The organism is Ramlibacter sp. AN1015, assembly GCF_037726105.1.
Taxonomy (GTDB): domain Bacteria; phylum Pseudomonadota; class Gammaproteobacteria; order Burkholderiales; family Burkholderiaceae_C; genus Ramlibacter.
The window spans coordinates 117212-134489 of the sequence record NZ_JBBJUM010000001.1; the positions used below are offsets into that span (position 1 = coordinate 117212).

Below are 17278 nucleotides of genomic sequence, written 5' to 3' on the forward strand. Positions count from 1 at the left end.
TTGTCCCATTCATGGAAGCGAACCCGAGACAAGGAGCACACCGTGCCAGCAACGCCGCCCCACGACGAAGACGACCGGACCACCGGGCCCTCGGGCCCCGAGCGCCTGCGCGCCTCGGCCTCGCGCATCTGGCTGGCCGGCCTGGGCGCCCTCGCCCGCGCCCAGCAGGAAGGCGGCAAGGCCTTCGACACCCTGGTGCAGGAAGGCCAGGCCTGGCAGCGCCGCACGCAGGCCGCGGCCGGCGAGCGCATGAACGAGGCCGGCCAGCGCATGTCCGGGGTCGCCGCCGGGCTGTCGGGCCGGGCGGCAGGCCAGTGGGAACGCGTCGAGGCCCGCATCGAGGACGGCATCGCGCGGGGTCTTGCTCGCCTGGGGGTGCCCACGCGCGAGGAAATGGATGCGCTGCATGCGCGCGTCGATCACCTGGAGGACGCTCTTGCCGAGGCCCAGGAGCGCCTCGACGAGTTTGAACGCGAGCGCGTCTCCGCGCTCGGCGGCACTGCCGAGGTCACCGATTTCGACGAGGACGCGGCGTCCGGCCGGTCCCGACCGAGCAGTCCGGCGCAGGACGACCCGCGCGAGCCGTACTAGGCAAAGCGCGGCGCGGCGCGGCGGGGATTCGACCTTCATGTCGCGTGCCGCACCCGCACTTCCCCGGAAGTTCGCACGGGCGCGAGGCGCGTGCGCGCGCCTTCTGCTGGTACGCTTGTCCGCACACGGGCGGACCACGCCCGGAGCCGACCACGTACGACCGCAGGAGACACGCATGGCCCGCTGGACCGCATGCCCCTTCGTGGGCGAGTACCCGCTCGACGCCGAGCAGGTACGCGCCCTCTGGGACCGCCTGCACCGGGGAGACGCAGAGCCCCTGCCCGCGGACGCAGCGGTGCTGCAGGCCTGGGTGCTCTACCACCGCGGCGAGTTCGAAGCCGCCGAGCAGGCGGGACTGGCTGCCGGTGGGAGCGGCATCACCGTGGCCAACAAGGCGGCCGCCATGCAGGCCACCCACCTCGAGGCCGCCGAGCCTGTGCGGCTGGACATGTTCCTCTACGTCGCCCAGCGGGCGCAGGCGCAATCCGAGGCTCAGCCGGACAACCCCAACGCCTGGTACTGGCACGCCTATGCGCTCGGGCGCTACAGCCAGGGGGTGAGCGTGGCCAAGGCGCTCGCGCAGGGGCTGGGCGGAAAGGTGCGCGAGTCGCTGGAGCGCACCATCGCGCTGCAGCCTGCGCACGCCGATGCGCACATCGCCCTCGGCAGCTTCCATGCCGAGGTGATCGACAAGGTCGGTGCGCTGATCGGCGGCATGACCTATGGCGCCAAGCGTGAGGTCGGCCTGCGCATGTTCGAGGAAGGCTTGCGCCTGAACCCGCGTTCGGCCATCGGAATGATCGAATGCGCTGGCGGCCTGCTGATGCTCGACGGGCAGGAGAGCGCGCAGCGGGCGCACCAGCTCTACGCGCAGGCCGCGGCAAGCGAGCCCCTGGACGCGGTCGAGCGCCTCAATGTCGAGCGTGCACGCCACGAATTGCACGACTGAAGAACAGCGGCCCGACCGCGGGCGGGCGGAGCGCGCTGCACCCGGGCGCCATGCGCCATGGCTCTTGCGCCTTGCGCCTACATGGCCCTGACGGCGACGCGGCAAGACTTTCGGGCATGAACATCTTCGACGCACTGCGGCAAAGCCACGAGACCCAGCGAACCCTCGGCGCCCGCCTCCTCGCGGCGGACGACGGCCGCGGAGACCGGCATCGCGCCTTCCTCAACCTCAAGCGTGAGCTGGCGGCGCACGAAACCGCCGAAGAGCGCTACTTCTACGTGCCGCTCTGGGAGCATGACGAGACGGTGGATCCCTCACGCCACGCCATCGCCGAGCACCACGAAATGGACGAGATGGTGGAGTCGCTCGAGGAGATGCAGGAGGGTTCGCCGCAGTGGAGCGAGCTCGTTCACAAGCTGGTGCACAAGATCCAGCACCACCTCGACGAAGAAGAAAATCGCTTCTTCCAGGCCGCCGGCCGGGTGCTCACGGAGGACCAGAAGCTGGCCCTGGCCGTGCAATACCGCGAAGAGTTCGATCGCTTGCTGGACAAGGAGTCGCAAGAGGCCGCATGAAGGCCTGAGGGCCCTTTCTGCTCAGGCCGCTCGCACTCTGCTCGTGTTCGCTGCAACGGCCGCTGCGGCCGCGTGATCGCGCGCCCATCAGCGCTTCATGGCCGGCGTGCGGATCGCGCTGCCCTGCCCCTACCATCGACCTTTTTTCTCCGGAGCCGCCATGTCCGACCTGCAAGCCGCATTCGACCAAGCCGTCGCCCAATCCAAGAACCTCAGCGAGCGCCCCGACAACGCCACGCTGCTCAAGATCTACGGCCTCTACAAGCAGGCGACGGTGGGCGACAACGCCGGGCCGAAACCGGGCTTTTCCGACCTCGTCGGGCGCGCCAAGTGGGACGCCTGGAACAGCCTGAAGGGCACGCCGCAGGACGAGGCCAAGCAGCGCTACGTCGACCTCATCGAGTCGCTGGAGTGAGGGCTGCGGCACGATCGGACCCGGCCTCGCGGGGGACCGGCGCGGGCTCTGCCGCGGCAGCCGCCGCCAGCTCCTTGAGCACCCGGTGCCGCTCGTCCTTCGGAAGCGCGCTCATGCGGCGGGCAGCCTCGTAGAAGCGCGGCCAGTCACGTCCCTCGCGCTCGAACAGCGCCTCGAAACCCGGCACCAGTTCGTCGTATGCGGCCTGCGCGCCGAACGAGGCGTTGTTCGCCTCGGACACCCAGCGGTCGCTGTTGCGAAAGCGCGCAGGATCGCCGCTCCAGCCGGCGCGCATGCGGGCGTACGCCTCGCGGAAAGCGCGCATCGCCTCCTCCTTGCGGGCGTGCTGGCGCTCCTGGCCGGCCGCCTTGTCCTCGTAGATGTCGCGCAGCTGCTCCCGCGTGGCACGCACCAGCGCGCGGAATTCGGTGCGCCTGCGGGTGAACTCGCCGAATTCCTCGGGTGCTGCGCCGCTGGCGGCACTGGCGAGGTACTGGCGCACGCCCAGGCGCTCGACCGCGGTGGCGAAGGACTCGTTGAAGGTGGTGTCGTTGCGCACGTACAGCACCTGGTGCGAGAGCTCGTGGAAGATGAGCCGCGCCAGCTCGCCCTCCGGGTAGTGGATGAAGGTGTTGAGCAGCGGGTCGCCGCCGGCCCAGTTCAACCATCCCAGCGTCGAGTAGGCGGGCACGGGGTAGACGCTCGCCTCCAAGCCCTGCGCGCGCAGCTGCTGCGCCCGCGCGCGTGCGGCACCCTCGTTGAAGTAGCCCCTGTAACCAACGCAGCCCACCACCGGAAAGCATGAGGTCTCGAGCTTGAGCGACAGCGGTGGGGCGGCGACGACGTTCCAGATGACCGCGCTGCGGCCGAGGTCGGCGTAGCGCGTGTAGCTGGCGTTGTCCGGCAGGTGCAGCGCAGCGCTGGCGAAGCGGCGGATGCGCTGGCTCAGCGCCAGTCTCTCCTTGAGCTTGTCGGGCGCCTGCGCGCCCTCGAGCCAGTCGGGCACCGGCCGTGCGGCACTGAGCATCGACAGGTGTCCGCTCGCCGACTGCCAGTAATAGTCCAGCTCCGTGCTGGCGCAGCCGCCCAGCACGGCGGCGGCCACGCCTGCAACCAGCCCTACCTTCAATCGCTTGCCAGCAGCCAACGCAATTACCCTCACACCGCCTCAACCTCGACCGCGCAGTCGTAGAACACCGGGCCGCGGCCGAGGTCGGTGAGTCGCTGGCTGGTGAGTTCGTTCACGTTCGTGCCACGCGCACCGAACTTGCGCCACCAGATGCCCAGGCCGTGCACCACGCCCGGCCGCGCCCGCTCGGACACCTCGGCCCGGCAGTGGTAGTCGCCCCGGTCGTTGAAGACCCGCACCATGCCGCCCGAGGCGATGCCCCGCGCTGCCGCATCCTCGGCGCTGATCTCCAGCAGCGGCTCGCCTTCGATGTCCCGCAGGCTGCGCAGGTTGACGAAGCTCGAGTTGAGAAAGTTCCTGGCCGGCGGCGAGATCATGGCCAGCGGATAAGGTGCCGCCCCGTCCCGCGGCTCGTAGTTGGGCAGGTGGTCGGGCAGGCCGTCGAGCCCCTGGCGCGCCAGCCGTGCACTGAAGAACTCGCAGCGTCCCGAAGGCGTGGCGAAGCCCCCCTCGGCGAACGGCGCGTCGGCAACGCGCAGCGGCGCGAAGCCCTGCGCCAGCAGTGCGTCGAAATCGACGGCATCGCCGAAGGCGCTGCGGCACAGGCTCTCGTCGTCGTCGTCGAAACAGGCTTCGGTGAAGCCCATGCGCCGCGCGAGGCGACGGAAGATCTCGGTGTTCGGCAGCGCCTGGCCCAGCGGCGCGATCGCCGGCCGGTTCAGCAGCACGTCGGTGTGGCCGTACGAGGGGTGGATGTCCCAGTGTTCGAGCTGGGTGGTCGCCGGCAGGATGTAGTCGGCCCAGTCGGCGGTGTCGGTCTGGAAGTGCTCCAGCACCACGGTGAACAGGTCTTCGCGGCCGAAACCGGCAACCACCTTCGCCGACTCGGGCGCCACCGCGACGGGGTTGCTGTTGTAGACCACCAGCGCCTCGATGCGCGGGCCGAACGCGTCGCTGGCAGGACGCAGCAGGTCGTCGCCGATGGTGCTCATGTTGATGGTGCGCGGGCTGCGGCCGGCCAGCAGGTCGGGGCGCTGCAAGGCGTCTCTGCGCACCGGGAAGCGCCCCGAGTTGGACAGCAGCAGGCCGCCGGCGCGGTGCCGCCATGCGCCCACCAGCGCCGGCAGGCAGGCCACCGCCCTCGCCGCGTTGCCGCCGCCGCGCACGCGCTGCATGCCGTAGTTCAGGCGGATGGCGGGGGCCGGCGTGGTGCCGTAGTCGCGGGCCAGCGCCCGGATCTGCGCAACCGGCACACCGCACACCTCGGCGGCACGCTCCGGCGTCCAGCGCAGTGCCCGCTCGCGCAGCGCCTCCCACCCGAGGGTGTGGCGCTCGATGTAGTCGTGGTCGAGCCAGTCGTTCACGATCAGCTCGTGCATCAGCGCCAGCGCCAGCGCCGCATCGGTGCCCGGGCGCAGCTGCACATGCTCGTGGCACTTCTCGGCGGTTTCGGTGCGGCGCGGATCGATGCAGACCAGACGCGCACCCGCCCGCTTGGCCTGCTGGGCCAGGCGCCAGAAATGAAGATTGCTCGCGATGGAGTTGCTGCCCCAGATCAGGATCAGCCGCGACTCGGCGAAGTACTCGACCTTCATGCCGAGCTTGCCGCCCAGCGTCTGCAGCAGGGCTTCGCCGCCCGCCGCCGAGCAGATGGTGCGGTCCAGCAGGGAGGCGCCCAGCCGGTGGAAGAAGCGCCCGGCCATGCTCTCGCCCTGCACCAGGCCCATGGTCCCCGCGTAGCTGTACGGCACGATTCCCTGCGGGTCGCGAGCGGCAATGGCCGACAGGCGCGCCGCGATCTCGGTCAGCGCCGTCTCCCAATCGATGGGATCGAACCGGCCCGAACCCTTCGGGCCACTGCGGCGCAGGGGCTGCAGCAGCCGATCGGGATGGTGCGTGCGCTCGTGGTAGCGCGACACCTTGGCGCAGAGCACCCCATCGGTGGCCGGATGCGCCGGATTGCCCTGGACCCGAACCGCGACGCCGCCCTGCACCGTGGTGATCAGCGCGCAGGTGTCGGGACAGTCGTGCGGGCAGGCCCCGCGCACCTGCGTCGTCGCGGTGGAACCAGGGTGTGCGGGGCGCGGGGTGGACATGGCGGGCAAGTCTAAGGGAGGCGTCGCCGAGGCGCCGGCAGGTGTTCCCCCGCATGCCCGAAAGCCACGCCGAGGCTAGACTGGCTGCCCCGCACCGCACGCGCAGTACCCCATGAATCTCCTCGACTCCCTCGTTACCCAGGCGGCCGGCATCGCCGCGATCCGCCGCGACATCCACGCCCACCCCGAACTGTGTTTCGAGGAGCTGCGCACCTCCGACCTGGTGGCGGCCCGCCTCGCCGAATGGGGCATTCCGATCCACCGTGGCCTGGGCAAGACCGGCGTGGTCGGGATCGTCAAGAACGGCAGCAGCGAGCGCGCCGTGGGCCTGCGCGCCGACATGGACGCCCTGCCCATGCAGGAGTTCAACACCTTCGCCCATGCCAGCACGCACCCCGGGCGCATGCACGCCTGCGGCCACGATGGCCACACGGCCATGCTGCTGGCGGCCGCCCAGCACCTGGCCAAGCACCGCAACTTCGACGGAACGGTGTACCTGATCTTCCAGCCCGCCGAGGAAGGAGGCGGCGGGGCCCGCGAGATGATCCGGGACGGCCTGTTCGAGAAGTTCCCGATGGAGGCCGTGTTCGGCATGCACAACTGGCCCGGCTCGCAGGTCGGCAAGTTCGCCGTGAGCCCCGGCCCGGTGATGGCATCGACCAACGAATTCCGCATCACCATCCGCGGCAAGGGCAGCCACGCGGCGCTGCCGCACAACGGCATCGATCCGGTGCCGATCGCCTGCCAGATGGTGCAGGCCTTCCAGACCATCATCAGCCGCAACAAGAAGCCGGTGGATGCCGGCGTGATCTCGGTGACCATGATCCATGCAGGCGAGGCCACCAACGTGGTGCCCGACAGCTGCGAGCTGCAAGGCACCGTGCGCACCTTCACCACCGAGGTGCTGGACCTGATCGAGCGCCGCATGCGGCAGATCGCCGAGCACGTGTGCGCGGCGCACGAAGCCCAATGCGAATTCGAGTTCGTGCGCAACTACCCGCCGACCATCAACTCCCCGGCCGAGGCGGCGTTCGCGCGCGAGGTGATGGCCTCGATCGTGGGCGCCCAGAACGTGGAGCCCCAGGAGCCCACCATGGGCGGCGAAGACTTCGCCTACATGCTGCAGGAACTCCCCGGCGCCTACTGCTTCATCGCCAACGGCGACGGTGCGCACCGCGAGATGGGCCACGGCGGCGGCCCCTGCATGCTGCACAACCCCAGCTACGACTTCAACGACGACCTCATCCCCCTGGGTGCGACGTACTGGGTCAAGCTTGCCGAGGCCTGGCTGGCCCGGGAGCGCGCATGACCGCGTCCTCCCCAGGCGCGACCGCCGCAGGCTTGGACCTGGAGGCTTTCTCGTCCACCTACCGGCAGGCTCGCCACAAGTTTCTCGAGGCCGCGCGCGAGGCCCGCCTGCAGGTCGAGTCGCATACGCATCCCCTGCGCGGGCGCGAGGGCGAGGAACTCGCCATGGACGTCGCGCGCGAGGGAAGCGCCGATGCCAAGGCCCTGCTGATCGTCTCGAGCGCGTGCCACGGCGTGGAGGGCTATTGCGGCAGCGGCGTGCAGGTGGCGGCGCTGCGCGACCGGCGGTGGGCGGAACAGGCGCGCGCACGCGACGTGGCAGTGCTTTACGTGCATGCGCTCAACCCCTACGGCTTTTCGCACCTGCGGCGCGTCACGCACGAGAACGTCGATCTCAACCGCAACTTCCACGATTTCTCCAGGCCGCTTCCGGTCAACGAGGCCTACCGAGAACTGCAGCCGCTGCTGCTGCCGGCGCAGTGGCCGCCCGACGCGCGCAATGTGCAGGCAGTGGGCGAATTCATCGCGCGGCGTGGCGAGGGCGCATTCCAGGCCGCCATCACACGCGGCCAGCACGAATTCGCGGACGGCATGTTCTTCGGGGGCACGGCGCCCACCTGGAGCAACCGCACGCTGCGCGAGGTGCTGCGGGTGCACGGAAGCGCCGCGGCACGCATCGCCTGGATCGACGTCCACACGGGGCTGGGCCCCAGCGGCGTCGGCGAGCGCATCTGGGCCGGAGCGGACGACCCAGCCGGCGTCGCACGCGCGCGGCGCTGGTGGGATGGCGGCGGAAGAACGCCGGTGACCTCCATCTACGACGGCTCGTCGAGTTCAGCCTTCCTCACGGGCCTGATGTGGAACGCCATGTACGAGGAATGCCCACAGGCGCAGTACACCGGGATCGCGATGGAGTACGGCACAGAGCCGGTGATGGAGGTGCTCACCGCCCTGCGCGGCGAGCACTGGCTGAACCAGCATCCCGAGGCGCCAGCCACGCTGCAGGACGCGATCCGTCAGCGCATGCTCGCGGCCTTCTACACGGACACGCCGCAGTGGAAGCATCAGGTGCTGGCACAGGCGCGCGAATCGATGGCGCAGGCCGTCGAAGGGCTGGCAGCCTGAGGGACGGGCCGGTCAGGCCGGGGCGCGTCGCTCGGCGATCTCGAGCAGCCCGTCGAAGATGAGCGTCTCGACCAGTTCGAACGGCGCGGCCATGAAGGGGGCCATCTTCCAGCCTGCGCCGCCGGTCATGAAACACGCGGGATCGGCGCCGCAGCGCGCGCGCACGTGGTGGATCATCCGCTCCACCGCGCCGGCGATGGCGAAGGTGCCGCCGCTTGTCAGCGCGTCGCTCGTGTTGGTCGGGAACTCGCGCACCTCGCCCGTGGGCACGTGCAGTCCGGCGGTGCCCGACTCCAGCGCACGCAGCATGATGCCGTGGCCCGGCAGGATGAACCCGCCGAGGAAATGCCCGCTTGCATCGATCGCCTCCACGGTGACGGCCGTGCCGACCATCGCGACCACTACCGGGCGCGCAGCACCCTGGCCGAGCATCCGGTGCCAGGCACCCACCATCGCCACCCAGCGGTCGGCGCCGAGGCGCGTGGGGTGGTCGTAGCCATTGGACACGCCTGCCTCGCTGCTCGACGCATGCACCCACTGCGGCGTCACATCCCACAACTCCTCCATCTGCTCGGCCACGCGGAGCTTGATGGCGTCGGCCGCAACGGAGCAACCAAGCATGCGGGTGGGCTCCGGCAGCGACGCCCATGGGCCATCGGAGAGCTTGTCGATGTTCTCGAGGAATTCGGCCCCATGGACCAGCGGCCGCGCGCCCGCTCGCGGCTGGTCGTAGACAGCCCACTTGAGCCGCGTGTTGCCGACGTCGATGGCAAGGAACATGGGTCTCTCCTGCTTAGATGGCGCCGATCCAGCAGGCTCGCTGGATGGCCGCGAGTTTGTTGTCGACCTTCAGCTTTCCCATCGCGTTCGCCAGGTGGTAGTTGACGGTGCGCTCGGTGCAGGACATCTGAAGCGAGCTCTCACGCGCGGTGAGACCGTTGAAGGCCAGCATCAGGCACTGGCGCTCGCGTGGGCTGAGGCTGGAGCGCTCCTGCGATATGCACCGCTTGACCACCGGCCAGATATTCAGCGCCGACCAGACCAGCGCTGCTGCCTCGCTTCGGTCGGCGAGCTCGCGCGGGCTGAACATGAAGCACTCGAAGGCGCGCCCCGCGGGCAAAGGAAATTCGACGCGCACCATCGACTGGTAGCCATGCGCCAGTGCGAGTACGCGCCAGCGGCTCGCATTGAGTTCTCCGGTCTTTGCAATGTGCTGCCACGCGACCAGCGGCGCGTCGGATTCGCGCCAGGGCGCACCGAAGTCGCGGCTCGCCGCAAGCGCGCGCGCAGCGTCGCCGGCGAGCGGCGGATGCACACACAGAAGGAGGCGATCTTCATAGCCGCCGAACGGATCGGGGCCGAGGACCGCGACGGCCTCGACCGAGAATTCCTTGAGCGCGGCCAGCCAGTCGCTCAGGATGCCGTCCAGACTGACGCTGTCAAAGTTAACAGGATCCCCCATATCTTGTGCCATTCCTCCCTTACCGGCCGACACAATATCACCTGCAACCGCCCCCGGCCAGTCGCAGCCTTGCGGCGGTTCCACCAGTCCTTGGGAGCACATGCCAGCAGCGTTCTGGAAGCGATGGAGCCATTCGACCATGCGTGCACGCACGGCCCGCGAGGCGTTCAAACCGCTGCTGGAGCCGATTTCCGAGCCCATCCTGCATCCTTCGCAGTGGCGGATCCGTGCGCTGTGCATATCCATCGTTCTGGGGCATCCGCTGTTCTACGTCGTCTGGACCTACTGGCTGCCGCAGCCCTACGAGAGCCTGTGGCAGCGCCTGCTGGTGAGCGCGCTGGGCCTCACACTGCTGCTGTTTCCCAAGTTCACCGAGCCACCGCCCACGCGGCTGGCCGTGGTGGTGATCACCCTCGTGTTCTGGCTGACGGTGCCTGTCTATTTCACCTGGATGTATTTCTGCAACGGGCGCAACGCCGTCTGGCTCGCCACGATGGCGGCGATGTTCCTGATCTACTACCACGCGACCGACTGGCGGCTCGCCACCATCGGCCTGGGTGCCGGCATCGCGACGGGGTGGCTGCTGTATTCGCTCTTCGGGCCGCAGCTGCCGCCGCCAACGGCCGAAGAAGTCGCGACGCACGTGGTGGTGTTCGCCTTCTGCTGGTACATGGCGCTGATGCTGGGCCTGTCGGCCAGCAACCTGCGGCGCGAACAGCTCAAGCAGGCACTGGGTACCATGGGCATCATGGCGCACGAGCTGCGCACGCCGCTCGCCACCATGGCCCTGATCGCGGATGCGGTGCGCAACGAAGCCGCAACGGCTCCCGCAGGCAGTGCCACCAAGCTCGAACATCTCGCCGACCGCCTGCACGGATTGCTGCGCAACATGAACCGCCAGATCGACATGCAGATCACCAACGCCCAGCTGATGCACCTGCCCCTGCAGAAGGAGGTGGTGCGCGCGGCCGCCGTGGTGCGCAGGGCGGTGGCCGAATTCCCCTACCGGGGCGAGCGCGAGCGCAACTGCGTGCAGGTACTGGTGGTGCGCGACTTCGAATTCCACACCTCGGCGGCCCTCTTTCGCCAGGTCATCGACAACCTGATGAAGAACGCGCTGCGCTCGCTGGCGGCCATGCCCTCGGTGCGCGAACCGGGCGACCTGCGCATCGAGGTCGATGTGCAAGGCCGGCGCGGCCGCATCTCCATCGAAGACCGCGGCCTGGGCATGCGTGACGAGATGAAGGCCCGCATCTTCCAGCCCTTCGTATCGACCGACCGGGGCACCGGCCACGGCCTCGGCCTGGCGTTCTGCCACCGGGTGATCCGGGATGCCCGTGGCACCATCGACGTCGAATCGGCACCCGGCCGCGGCGCGCGCTTCGTGCTCGATCTCCCGGTGGCCCTGGCGTCCCCCATTTCCCAACCGACTCTCGAGCACCCCGCCCCATGAGCTTCCCCCTTTTCCGACGTCCCGGCACGGTGGTCTTCGTCGATGACGACGCCGACTACCTCGACATGCTGGCGATGGTGCTGCCCCGCCACTGGCACTTGCGACTGCACGTACGGCCCAGCCAATGCATCCACGAGCTGCTGCGCGAGCCGCCGCTGTGGGAGATCGATGCCTGGAACCAGCAGGTGCTGGTCGATCAGTGGCGCCAGGGCAAGCCCCTGATCCCGCAGATCCTCGCCTACTGGGCCCGCTCCGGCGATCGCTACGCGCTGGCGCGCGTGTGCGTCGTCGATTTCTCCATGCCCGGCATGGACGGTCTGCAGGTGCTCGCGGACATCTCCGAGTGGCAGGGCGCGCGCGCGCTGCTGACGGGGCAGGCCGATGAACAGGTGGCGGTACGCGCCTTCAACCGCGGCCTCATCGACCAGTTCATTCCCAAGCAGCTGCCCGACATCTCGCGCCGCCTGATCGAGGCCGTGGACGGCATGCTGGCGGCGCCGCACCCGCGGCATTCGGAAATCTGGCGCACCACGCTCACGCCGGATCAACATGCGCTGCTGCAGTCCTCCGGCGTGCAGCAGGCGCTGCAGGAGTTCGTTGCGTCGCACTGGGTCGAGCACATTGCCATTGGTGACCCCTTCGGCATCCTCGGCATCGACGACGCCGGCAGCGTGAGCTGGCTGCAGCTGGAGACGCGTGACGGCCTGCATGCCCTGGCGGAGCTGGCCGAGCTCGAGGGCGTCGATGCGGACGGCCTCGAAGACATCCGCAGCGGCCGCAAGCTCGTGAGCCTGGAGCTGCGGCAGGCCGTGGGCCTGACAGGGCCCTGCGAGCTGGTGCCGGCGTTCTCACCGGGGCGCGACGCGCGCCTGCTGGCGGCCCAGTTCCGCATCCCCGCCGAGGCGCTCCCCAACCGGATCCAGGGCTATCGCGGCTGGCTGGCCGAACAGTTGCCACGGCGCGTGCAGGACTGACACCGAACCCCCTGCTGAACTCAGGCCGACAGCTCGCCCGAGCCCCGGTTGCGACGGGCTATCGGCCAGTTCCACGGCTGGACCAACGGCGCGATGTCGCGGGCGACCGCTTCGACATGGCGCAGCTCCGCTTCGGTCAGGGCAGCGCTGAGCGTCAGGCGCACCATGGCCCGGTTGCGACTCGTGGCCGGCGCACAGAACACCGCGCCGAACACGCCCCGCTGCTCCAGCGCATTGCGCAGCACCACGGTGTTGCTCTCGGTGCCCGACTCCAGCGCGATGATCTGCTCGCTGCCCTGGTGGATGGGAAAGCCCAGCGATGCCAGCGTGCCGCGCAGCCGTGCGGTGTTCGCCCTCAAGCGATCTCGCGCCGCGTCGCTGCGCTGGACCACCTCCAGCGTGGCGGCGAGACCCGCGACCTCCTGCGGCAGCAGGCACGAACTGAAGATGTTCGGGAAGCTGTTGGACATGAGGTAGAAGCGCATCTCGTGCGGTACCGTGAAGATGCCGGCACGTCCGGCGAAGGCTTTCGCCAGGCTGGCCGTGATGAAGTGCACGCGATCGCTCAGTCCGAGCTCGACACATACGCCGCGTCCCTGTGGTCCGTGCGTGCCGAGTGAATGCGACTCGTCCACAAGGATCATCGAACCACTGGCCTCCACCACCTCCACGATCTCCTGCAGCCGGCACATCGCACCGGTGGTGCTGTAGACCGAGTCCACCACCACCAGCCCACTGCCATGCCGCGCGATCATGCGCTGCAGGTGACCGGGGTCGTTGTGCCGGAAGGCATGGGCCGGTGCATTGGCGGCGCGCACGCCCTCCCATAGCGACATGTGCGCAAGGCTGTCCAGGTACACCGGCGTGTCGCGGTCCGCGATCACCTGAAGCAGGCCCAGGTTGGCGGTGTAGCCCGACTGGCACAGCACCGCGCCCTCGTGGCCCACGTAATCGGCAAAGGCCTGTTCGAGCCGGTTGCTGGGCGTCCCCTGGAGCTGGAAGACGCCCGACTGCACCACCGTGGACTGGCTGCGGCTGAGGGCATCGATCTGCGCCTGCACGATGCGCGGGTGGCCCGACACGCCCAGGTAGTCGTTGCCGTCCAGGCGCACCGCATCCGGACCTGCCGGGCGGCTCTGGGTGATGGGCGATCCACCCCACTCGTCCTCCCAGCGGGAGCGGAACTCGCGCTCGATGCGCTGGCGCAGATGGCCGGACAAGGGGGCACTTCGGCCGCCCGCGCGGAGGCTGGATGGGCCCGATGCGCAGGTCGGGGCGGGCGTGGAGGGTGCGCGTTCGGCGAGTTCGTTCATGGAAAGCTCCTAAGGACTGGAAGCTCTCCATTGAAGAGTCATGCAGCGCGCCGCCGCCGGGGACCCCTGTCAGTCCTGACAGATGAGCCGGGTCGATCTACGCTGACGCACTTGACTTCTGCGAGCGCGTCCGGCCGCTCTTCAAGCCAGCTTGCCGTGGCACTGCTTGTACTTCCTGCCGCTGCCGCAGGGGCACGGATCGTTGCGTCCGACGCGCGGCACCGCCCCTGCCGACCCGCGCGCCGAGGCCTCGTCTGCGATGGTCTCGACCTCGCCCGTGATGGTGGGCGCTGAGTAGGTGAGGTTGGCCACCTGCTCGGCGCGCTGCTCGATGTCGTCCGCGGCGGCGTCGAGCTGGGCACCCGACTGCACCCGCACCGTCATCAGGATCTTGGTGACCTCGTTCTTCACGGAATCGAGCAGCTGCCCGAACAGCTCGAAAGCCTCGCGCTTGTATTCCTGCTTGGGCTGCTTCTGTGCATAACCGCGCAGGTGGATGCCCTGGCGCAGGTAGTCGAGGGCGGCGAGGTGCTCGCGCCAGTGCGTGTCGATGCTTTGCAGCAGCACCATGCGCTCGAAGTGGGTGAAGTTCTCCTTGCCCACCAGCGTGACCTTGGTCTCGAACGCCTCCTCGGCGGCCGTGAGCACCTTCTGCAGGAGGTCCTCGTCGGTGATGGCGCTGGAGGCCTGCACCTCCTGCTGCAGTGGCAGGCCGATGCCCCATTCGTCGGCCAGCACCCTCTCCAGCCCCGCCAGGTCCCACTGCTCCTCGACCGACTCTGGCGGCACGTACTGGTGCACCAGGTCGGTGAAGCAGCCTTCGCGCAGCCCTGCGATCTGGGCGGAGAGATCCTGGGCGTCCATGATCTCGTTGCGCTGCTGGTAGATCACCTTGCGCTGGTCGTTTGCGACGTCGTCGTACTCGAGCAGCTGCTTGCGGATGTCGAAGTTGCGCGCCTCCACCTTGCGTTGCGCGCTCTCGATGCTGCGCGTGACGATGCCGGCTTCGATGGCCTCGCCCTCGGGCATCTTCAGCCGGTCCATGATGGACTTGACCCGCTCGCCCGCGAAGATGCGCATGAGCGGATCGTCCAGGCTCAGGTAGAAGCGCGAGGACCCGGGGTCGCCCTGGCGGCCAGAGCGGCCGCGCAGCTGGTTGTCGATGCGCCGCGACTCGTGGCGCTCGGTGGCGATGATGCGCAGCCCCCCGAGCGCGACGATCTGTTCGTGGTCCTTGGCCCACTGCGCACGCAACTGCGCAATGCGGGCTTCGCGCGTGGCGGCGTCCAGGGACTCGTCGGCCTCGACGCCCTCGATGACCTTCTCGACGTTGCCGCCCAGCACGATGTCGGTGCCGCGACCGGCCATGTTGGTCGCGATGGTGATCATCTTCGGCCGACCCGCCTGCGCGACGATCTCGGCCTCACGGGCGTGCTGCTTGGCATTGAGCACCTGGTGGGGCAGCTGCGCCTCGATCAGCAGCTGGTCGATGATTTCGGAGTTCTCGATGGAGGTGGTGCCCACCAGGACCGGCTGCCCGCGCTCGTAGCAGTCGCGGATGTCCTCGATGGCCGCCTCGTACTTTTCCTTGGTGGTTTTGTAGACCCGGTCGAGCTGGTCCTCGCGGCGGCTCGGCCGGTTCGGCGGAATCACCACCACCTCGAGGCCGTAGATCTCCGAGAACTCGTAGGCCTCGGTGTCGGCGGTGCCGGTCATGCCGGCGAGCTTGCCGTAGAGGCGGAAGTAGTTCTGGAAGGTGATGGATGCCAGCGTCTGGTTCTCTGGCTGGATCGGAACGCCCTCCTTCGCCTCCACGGCCTGGTGCAGGCCCTCGCTCCAGCGGCGGCCCGCCATCAGGCGCCCGGTGAACTCGTCGACGATCACCACCTCGGGGCGGCCGTCTTCGCCCGGCTGCACCACGTAATGCTGGTCGCGGAAGTAGAGGTTGTTGGCCCGCAGTGCCGCGTACAGGTGGTGCATCAGCGCGATGTTGGCCGGGTCGTAGAGCGTGGCGCCTTCGGCGATCAGCCCCTGCGCGCTCAGGATGCGTTCGGCGGTCTCGTGGCCGCGCTCGGTGAGGAACACCTGGCGCGACTTCTCATCGACGGTGAAGTCGCCGGGCTTGAGCACGCCCTCGCCGGTACGCGGATCGGCCTCGCCCTCCTGACGCGTGAGCTGCGGCACGATGCGGTTCATCGCGACATACAGGTCGGTGTGGTCCTCGGCCTGGCCGCTGATGATGAGCGGCGTGCGCGCCTCGTCGATCAGGATCGAGTCCACCTCGTCGACGATGGCGTAGTGCAGCCCCCGCTGCACGCGGTCCGCCGTCTCGTAGACCATGTTGTCGCGCAGGTAGTCGAAGCCGAACTCGTTGTTCGTGCCGTAGGTGATGTCGCACCCGTAGGCGGCCTGCTTCATCTCGCGAGGCATCTGCGGCAGGTTCACGCCCACCGTCATACCGAGGAAGTTGTAGAGCTTGCCCATCCATTGGGCATCGCGATTGGCGAGATAGTCGTTGACGGTGACGACGTGCACGCCCTTGCCGGGCAGTGCGTTCAGGTAGACCGCGAGCGTGGCGGTCAGGGTCTTGCCCTCGCCGGTGCGCATCTCGGCGACCTTGCCCTGGTGCAGCGCCATGGCGCCGAGCAGCTGGACGTCGAAGTGGCGCATCTTCATGATGCGCTTGGAGCCCTCGCGCACCACGGCGAAGGCCTCGGGCAGGAGCGCGTCGAGCTCCTCGCCGCGCGCCAACCGGTCGCGAAACTCCTGCGTCTTGCCGCGCAGCGCCTCGTCGCTAAGCTTCTCCAGCTCCGGCTCCAGGGCGTTGATGCGATCGACCGTCTTGCGGTATTGCTTGAGCAGGCGGTCGTTGCGGGAACCGAAAATCTGGGTCAGGAAGTTCTTGGCCATGAACGCAATGCTGCCCTGCCAGCCCACCGGGACCAGCAGGGCAGCGCAATCCTCTCGTTGAGCAAGGAGATGGGGGCCGCCGCCCACCGTGCAAGTGCGTGCTGCGGGACCCGAGGGGGCGATTTTAGCTGCCACCCGGAAGGCTCCGGCGGCCGGCACCGGCTGCGGCGGGATAATGGCCGCGCCTTGCACCCCTTCCCCATGCCCAGCGATCCGACCCGCCGCCACCACCCCGTGACGCTCCAAGAAGCTGCGCAGGCCGCCCCTTCCCTGGCCCGGCTCACGGCACTGGTGCGCGAATCGTCGCAGCGTCTCGAAGCCATCAAGGCACACATTCCGCCGGGCCTGCGCGCAGCCGTGGCGGCCGGTCCGCTGGACGGCGGCAGCTGGTGCCTGCTGGTGCGCGGCAGCGCGGCAGCGGCCAAGCTGCGCCAGCTGCTCCCCCTGCTGCAGGCCGAGCTTCGCCGCAGCGGCTGCCCGGTCGATGCCATCCGCATCAAGGTGCAGACCGACTGGCGCTGAGCAGCGTTTTGCAACACGGCCGCTTGCCGGCTGGCCTATCGTCAAAGCAAAGGAGCACGGACATGGAACTGACCGAGCAACAGCGCGCCGAACTCGACCTGCAACTGGCCGAGCGCGAAGACGAGCTGGCCCATGCGGTACGCGACAACCGTCACGAGTTCACCGACGGCGCAGGGCACGGCTGGCCCGAAGTCAAGGATTCTGTCGAGGACGGCGACGCGCGCATGATGGAGTCGCTGGACATCACCCAGCTGCGGCGCCACGAAGCCGCACTGAGCGAAGTGCGAGAGGCACGGCAGCGGCTGCGCGATGGCAGCTACGGCAGCTGCGAGGAGTGCGGCGAGGACATCGGCTACGCACGGCTGCACGTGGTGCCCGCAGCGCGCTACTGCCTGCGCCACGAAGCAGAACGCGAGCGACAGGGGCAAATGCCGGCTGGCTGAGCCAGGGCGCTCC

Annotated in this window: 16 protein-coding genes; 10 read left to right on the forward strand and 6 right to left on the reverse strand. The window is 68.9% G+C overall.

Going from position 1 to position 17278, the window contains the following annotated elements; all coding sequences use genetic code 11:
• The first annotated feature begins 42 nt into the window (after nt 1-42).
• The 4 genes from WG922_RS00555 to WG922_RS00570 all read left to right on the forward strand — a co-directional run bounded on the left by WG922_RS00555 (nt 43) and on the right by WG922_RS00570 (nt 2530).
• Nucleotides 43-591 carry a phasin family protein gene (locus tag WG922_RS00555; protein ID WP_340279859.1) on the forward strand — a complete coding sequence of 183 codons (549 nt, stop codon included), beginning with the start codon at nt 43-45 and terminating at the stop codon, nt 589-591.
• Nucleotides 592-766: 175 nt separating this feature from the next.
• Nucleotides 767-1540, forward strand: a complete 774-nt coding sequence (locus WG922_RS00560) for a hypothetical protein (RefSeq protein WP_340279861.1) — start codon at nt 767-769, stop codon at nt 1538-1540.
• Between the two features lie 116 nt (nt 1541-1656).
• Complete coding sequence (locus tag WG922_RS00565; protein WP_340279863.1) at nt 1657-2115, forward strand: hemerythrin domain-containing protein; 459 nt, start codon at nt 1657-1659, stop codon at nt 2113-2115.
• 160 nt (nt 2116-2275) lie between these two features.
• Nucleotides 2276-2530, forward strand: a complete 255-nt coding sequence (locus WG922_RS00570; protein ID WP_340279865.1) for an acyl-CoA-binding protein — start codon at nt 2276-2278, stop codon at nt 2528-2530.
• Here WG922_RS00570 and WG922_RS00575 read toward each other — a convergent pair.
• Nucleotides 2511-3635 carry an aminopeptidase gene (locus tag WG922_RS00575; protein WP_340279866.1) on the reverse strand — a complete coding sequence of 375 codons (1125 nt, stop codon included), beginning with the start codon at nt 3633-3635 and terminating at the stop codon, nt 2511-2513. The two genes, WG922_RS00570 and WG922_RS00575, sit on opposite strands and share 20 nt — an antisense overlap.
• 53 nt (nt 3636-3688) lie before the next feature.
• The gene (locus WG922_RS00580; RefSeq protein WP_340279867.1) at nt 3689-5755 is read right to left on the reverse strand and encodes a molybdopterin-containing oxidoreductase family protein; all 2067 of its coding nucleotides are present in this window, start codon (nt 5753-5755) and stop codon (nt 3689-3691) included.
• A 112-nt stretch (nt 5756-5867) separates the two neighbouring features.
• On the opposite strand from WG922_RS00580, the gene WG922_RS00585 reads away from it, so the two are divergent.
• Both WG922_RS00585 and WG922_RS00590 read left to right on the forward strand, forming a co-directional pair.
• A complete protein-coding gene (locus WG922_RS00585) occupies nt 5868-7064 on the forward strand; it encodes a M20 aminoacylase family protein (protein WP_340279869.1) in 1197 nt (398 codons plus the stop codon).
• Nucleotides 7061-8188 carry a M14 family metallopeptidase gene (locus WG922_RS00590; protein WP_340279871.1) on the forward strand — a complete coding sequence of 376 codons (1128 nt, stop codon included), beginning with the start codon at nt 7061-7063 and terminating at the stop codon, nt 8186-8188. The genes WG922_RS00585 and WG922_RS00590 overlap by 4 nt, the downstream gene beginning before the upstream one ends.
• Nucleotides 8189-8200: 12 nt before the next feature.
• Here the strand turns inward: WG922_RS00590 and WG922_RS00595 are convergent, their stop codons facing one another.
• Together WG922_RS00595 and WG922_RS00600 are read right to left on the reverse strand one after the other, a co-directional pair.
• Complete coding sequence (locus tag WG922_RS00595; protein ID WP_340279872.1) at nt 8201-8968, reverse strand: type III pantothenate kinase; 768 nt, start codon at nt 8966-8968, stop codon at nt 8201-8203.
• 13 nt (nt 8969-8981) lie between these two features.
• Nucleotides 8982-9791 (reverse strand): helix-turn-helix transcriptional regulator, encoded by an 810-nt coding sequence (locus WG922_RS00600; protein ID WP_340279873.1) that lies wholly within the window; start codon nt 9789-9791, stop codon nt 8982-8984.
• Between WG922_RS00600 and WG922_RS00605 the strand changes: the two genes are divergently transcribed.
• Together WG922_RS00605 and WG922_RS00610 are read left to right on the forward strand one after the other, a co-directional pair.
• The gene (locus WG922_RS00605; RefSeq protein ID WP_340279875.1) at nt 9790-11103 is read left to right on the forward strand and encodes a sensor histidine kinase; all 1314 of its coding nucleotides are present in this window, start codon (nt 9790-9792) and stop codon (nt 11101-11103) included. The two genes, WG922_RS00600 and WG922_RS00605, sit on opposite strands and share 2 nt — an antisense overlap.
• Nucleotides 11100-12077: a response regulator gene (locus WG922_RS00610; protein WP_340279876.1), complete on the forward strand. Its 978-nt coding sequence runs from the start codon at nt 11100-11102 to the stop codon at nt 12075-12077. The genes WG922_RS00605 and WG922_RS00610 overlap by 4 nt, the downstream gene beginning before the upstream one ends.
• Before the next feature lie 20 nt (nt 12078-12097).
• On the opposite strand, the gene cqsA is transcribed toward WG922_RS00610, so the two are convergent.
• A complete protein-coding gene (cqsA, locus tag WG922_RS00615; RefSeq protein ID WP_340279877.1) occupies nt 12098-13390 on the reverse strand; it encodes an alpha-hydroxyketone-type quorum-sensing autoinducer synthase in 1293 nt (430 codons plus the stop codon).
• 141 nt (nt 13391-13531) lie between these two features.
• Nucleotides 13532-16300: a preprotein translocase subunit SecA gene (secA, locus tag WG922_RS00620; RefSeq protein ID WP_340279879.1), complete on the reverse strand. Its 2769-nt coding sequence runs from the start codon at nt 16298-16300 to the stop codon at nt 13532-13534.
• Between the two features lie 201 nt (nt 16301-16501).
• Between secA and WG922_RS00625 the strand changes: the two genes are divergently transcribed.
• Both WG922_RS00625 and WG922_RS00630 read left to right on the forward strand, forming a co-directional pair.
• Nucleotides 16502-16822, forward strand: a complete 321-nt coding sequence (locus WG922_RS00625) for a hypothetical protein (protein WP_340279881.1) — start codon at nt 16502-16504, stop codon at nt 16820-16822.
• Nucleotides 16823-16884: 62 nt separating this feature from the next.
• The gene (locus tag WG922_RS00630) at nt 16885-17265 is read left to right on the forward strand and encodes a TraR/DksA family transcriptional regulator (RefSeq protein ID WP_340279883.1); all 381 of its coding nucleotides are present in this window, start codon (nt 16885-16887) and stop codon (nt 17263-17265) included.
• The last annotated feature ends 13 nt before the right edge of the window (nt 17266-17278 follow it).

Excerpts from the sequence above, each read along its gene's own strand:
- WG922_RS00610 (WP_340279876.1), top strand. The coding sequence starts at position 11,100 with ATGAGCTTCCCCCTTTTCCGACGTCCCGGCACGGTGGTCTTCGTCGAT.
- WG922_RS00560 (WP_340279861.1), top strand. The coding sequence starts at position 767 with ATGGCCCGCTGGACCGCATGCCCCTTCGTGGGCGAGTACCCGCTCGAC.
- secA (WP_340279879.1), bottom strand. The coding sequence starts at position 16,300 with ATGGCCAAGAACTTCCTGACCCAGATTTTCGGTTCCCGCAACGACCGC.
- WG922_RS00585 (WP_340279869.1), top strand. The coding sequence starts at position 5,868 with ATGAATCTCCTCGACTCCCTCGTTACCCAGGCGGCCGGCATCGCCGCG.
- WG922_RS00590 (WP_340279871.1), top strand. The coding sequence starts at position 7,061 with ATGACCGCGTCCTCCCCAGGCGCGACCGCCGCAGGCTTGGACCTGGAG.
- WG922_RS00565 (WP_340279863.1), top strand. The coding sequence starts at position 1,657 with ATGAACATCTTCGACGCACTGCGGCAAAGCCACGAGACCCAGCGAACC.
- WG922_RS00570 (WP_340279865.1), top strand. The coding sequence starts at position 2,276 with ATGTCCGACCTGCAAGCCGCATTCGACCAAGCCGTCGCCCAATCCAAG.
- WG922_RS00630 (WP_340279883.1), top strand. The coding sequence starts at position 16,885 with ATGGAACTGACCGAGCAACAGCGCGCCGAACTCGACCTGCAACTGGCC.
- WG922_RS00595 (WP_340279872.1), bottom strand. The coding sequence starts at position 8,968 with ATGTTCCTTGCCATCGACGTCGGCAACACGCGGCTCAAGTGGGCTGTC.
- WG922_RS00580 (WP_340279867.1), bottom strand. The coding sequence starts at position 5,755 with ATGTCCACCCCGCGCCCCGCACACCCTGGTTCCACCGCGACGACGCAG.
- WG922_RS00600 (WP_340279873.1), bottom strand. The coding sequence starts at position 9,791 with ATGGTCGAATGGCTCCATCGCTTCCAGAACGCTGCTGGCATGTGCTCC.
- WG922_RS00625 (WP_340279881.1), top strand. The coding sequence starts at position 16,502 with ATGCCCAGCGATCCGACCCGCCGCCACCACCCCGTGACGCTCCAAGAA.
- cqsA (WP_340279877.1), bottom strand. The coding sequence starts at position 13,390 with ATGAACGAACTCGCCGAACGCGCACCCTCCACGCCCGCCCCGACCTGC.
- WG922_RS00605 (WP_340279875.1), top strand. The coding sequence starts at position 9,790 with ATGCGTGCACGCACGGCCCGCGAGGCGTTCAAACCGCTGCTGGAGCCG.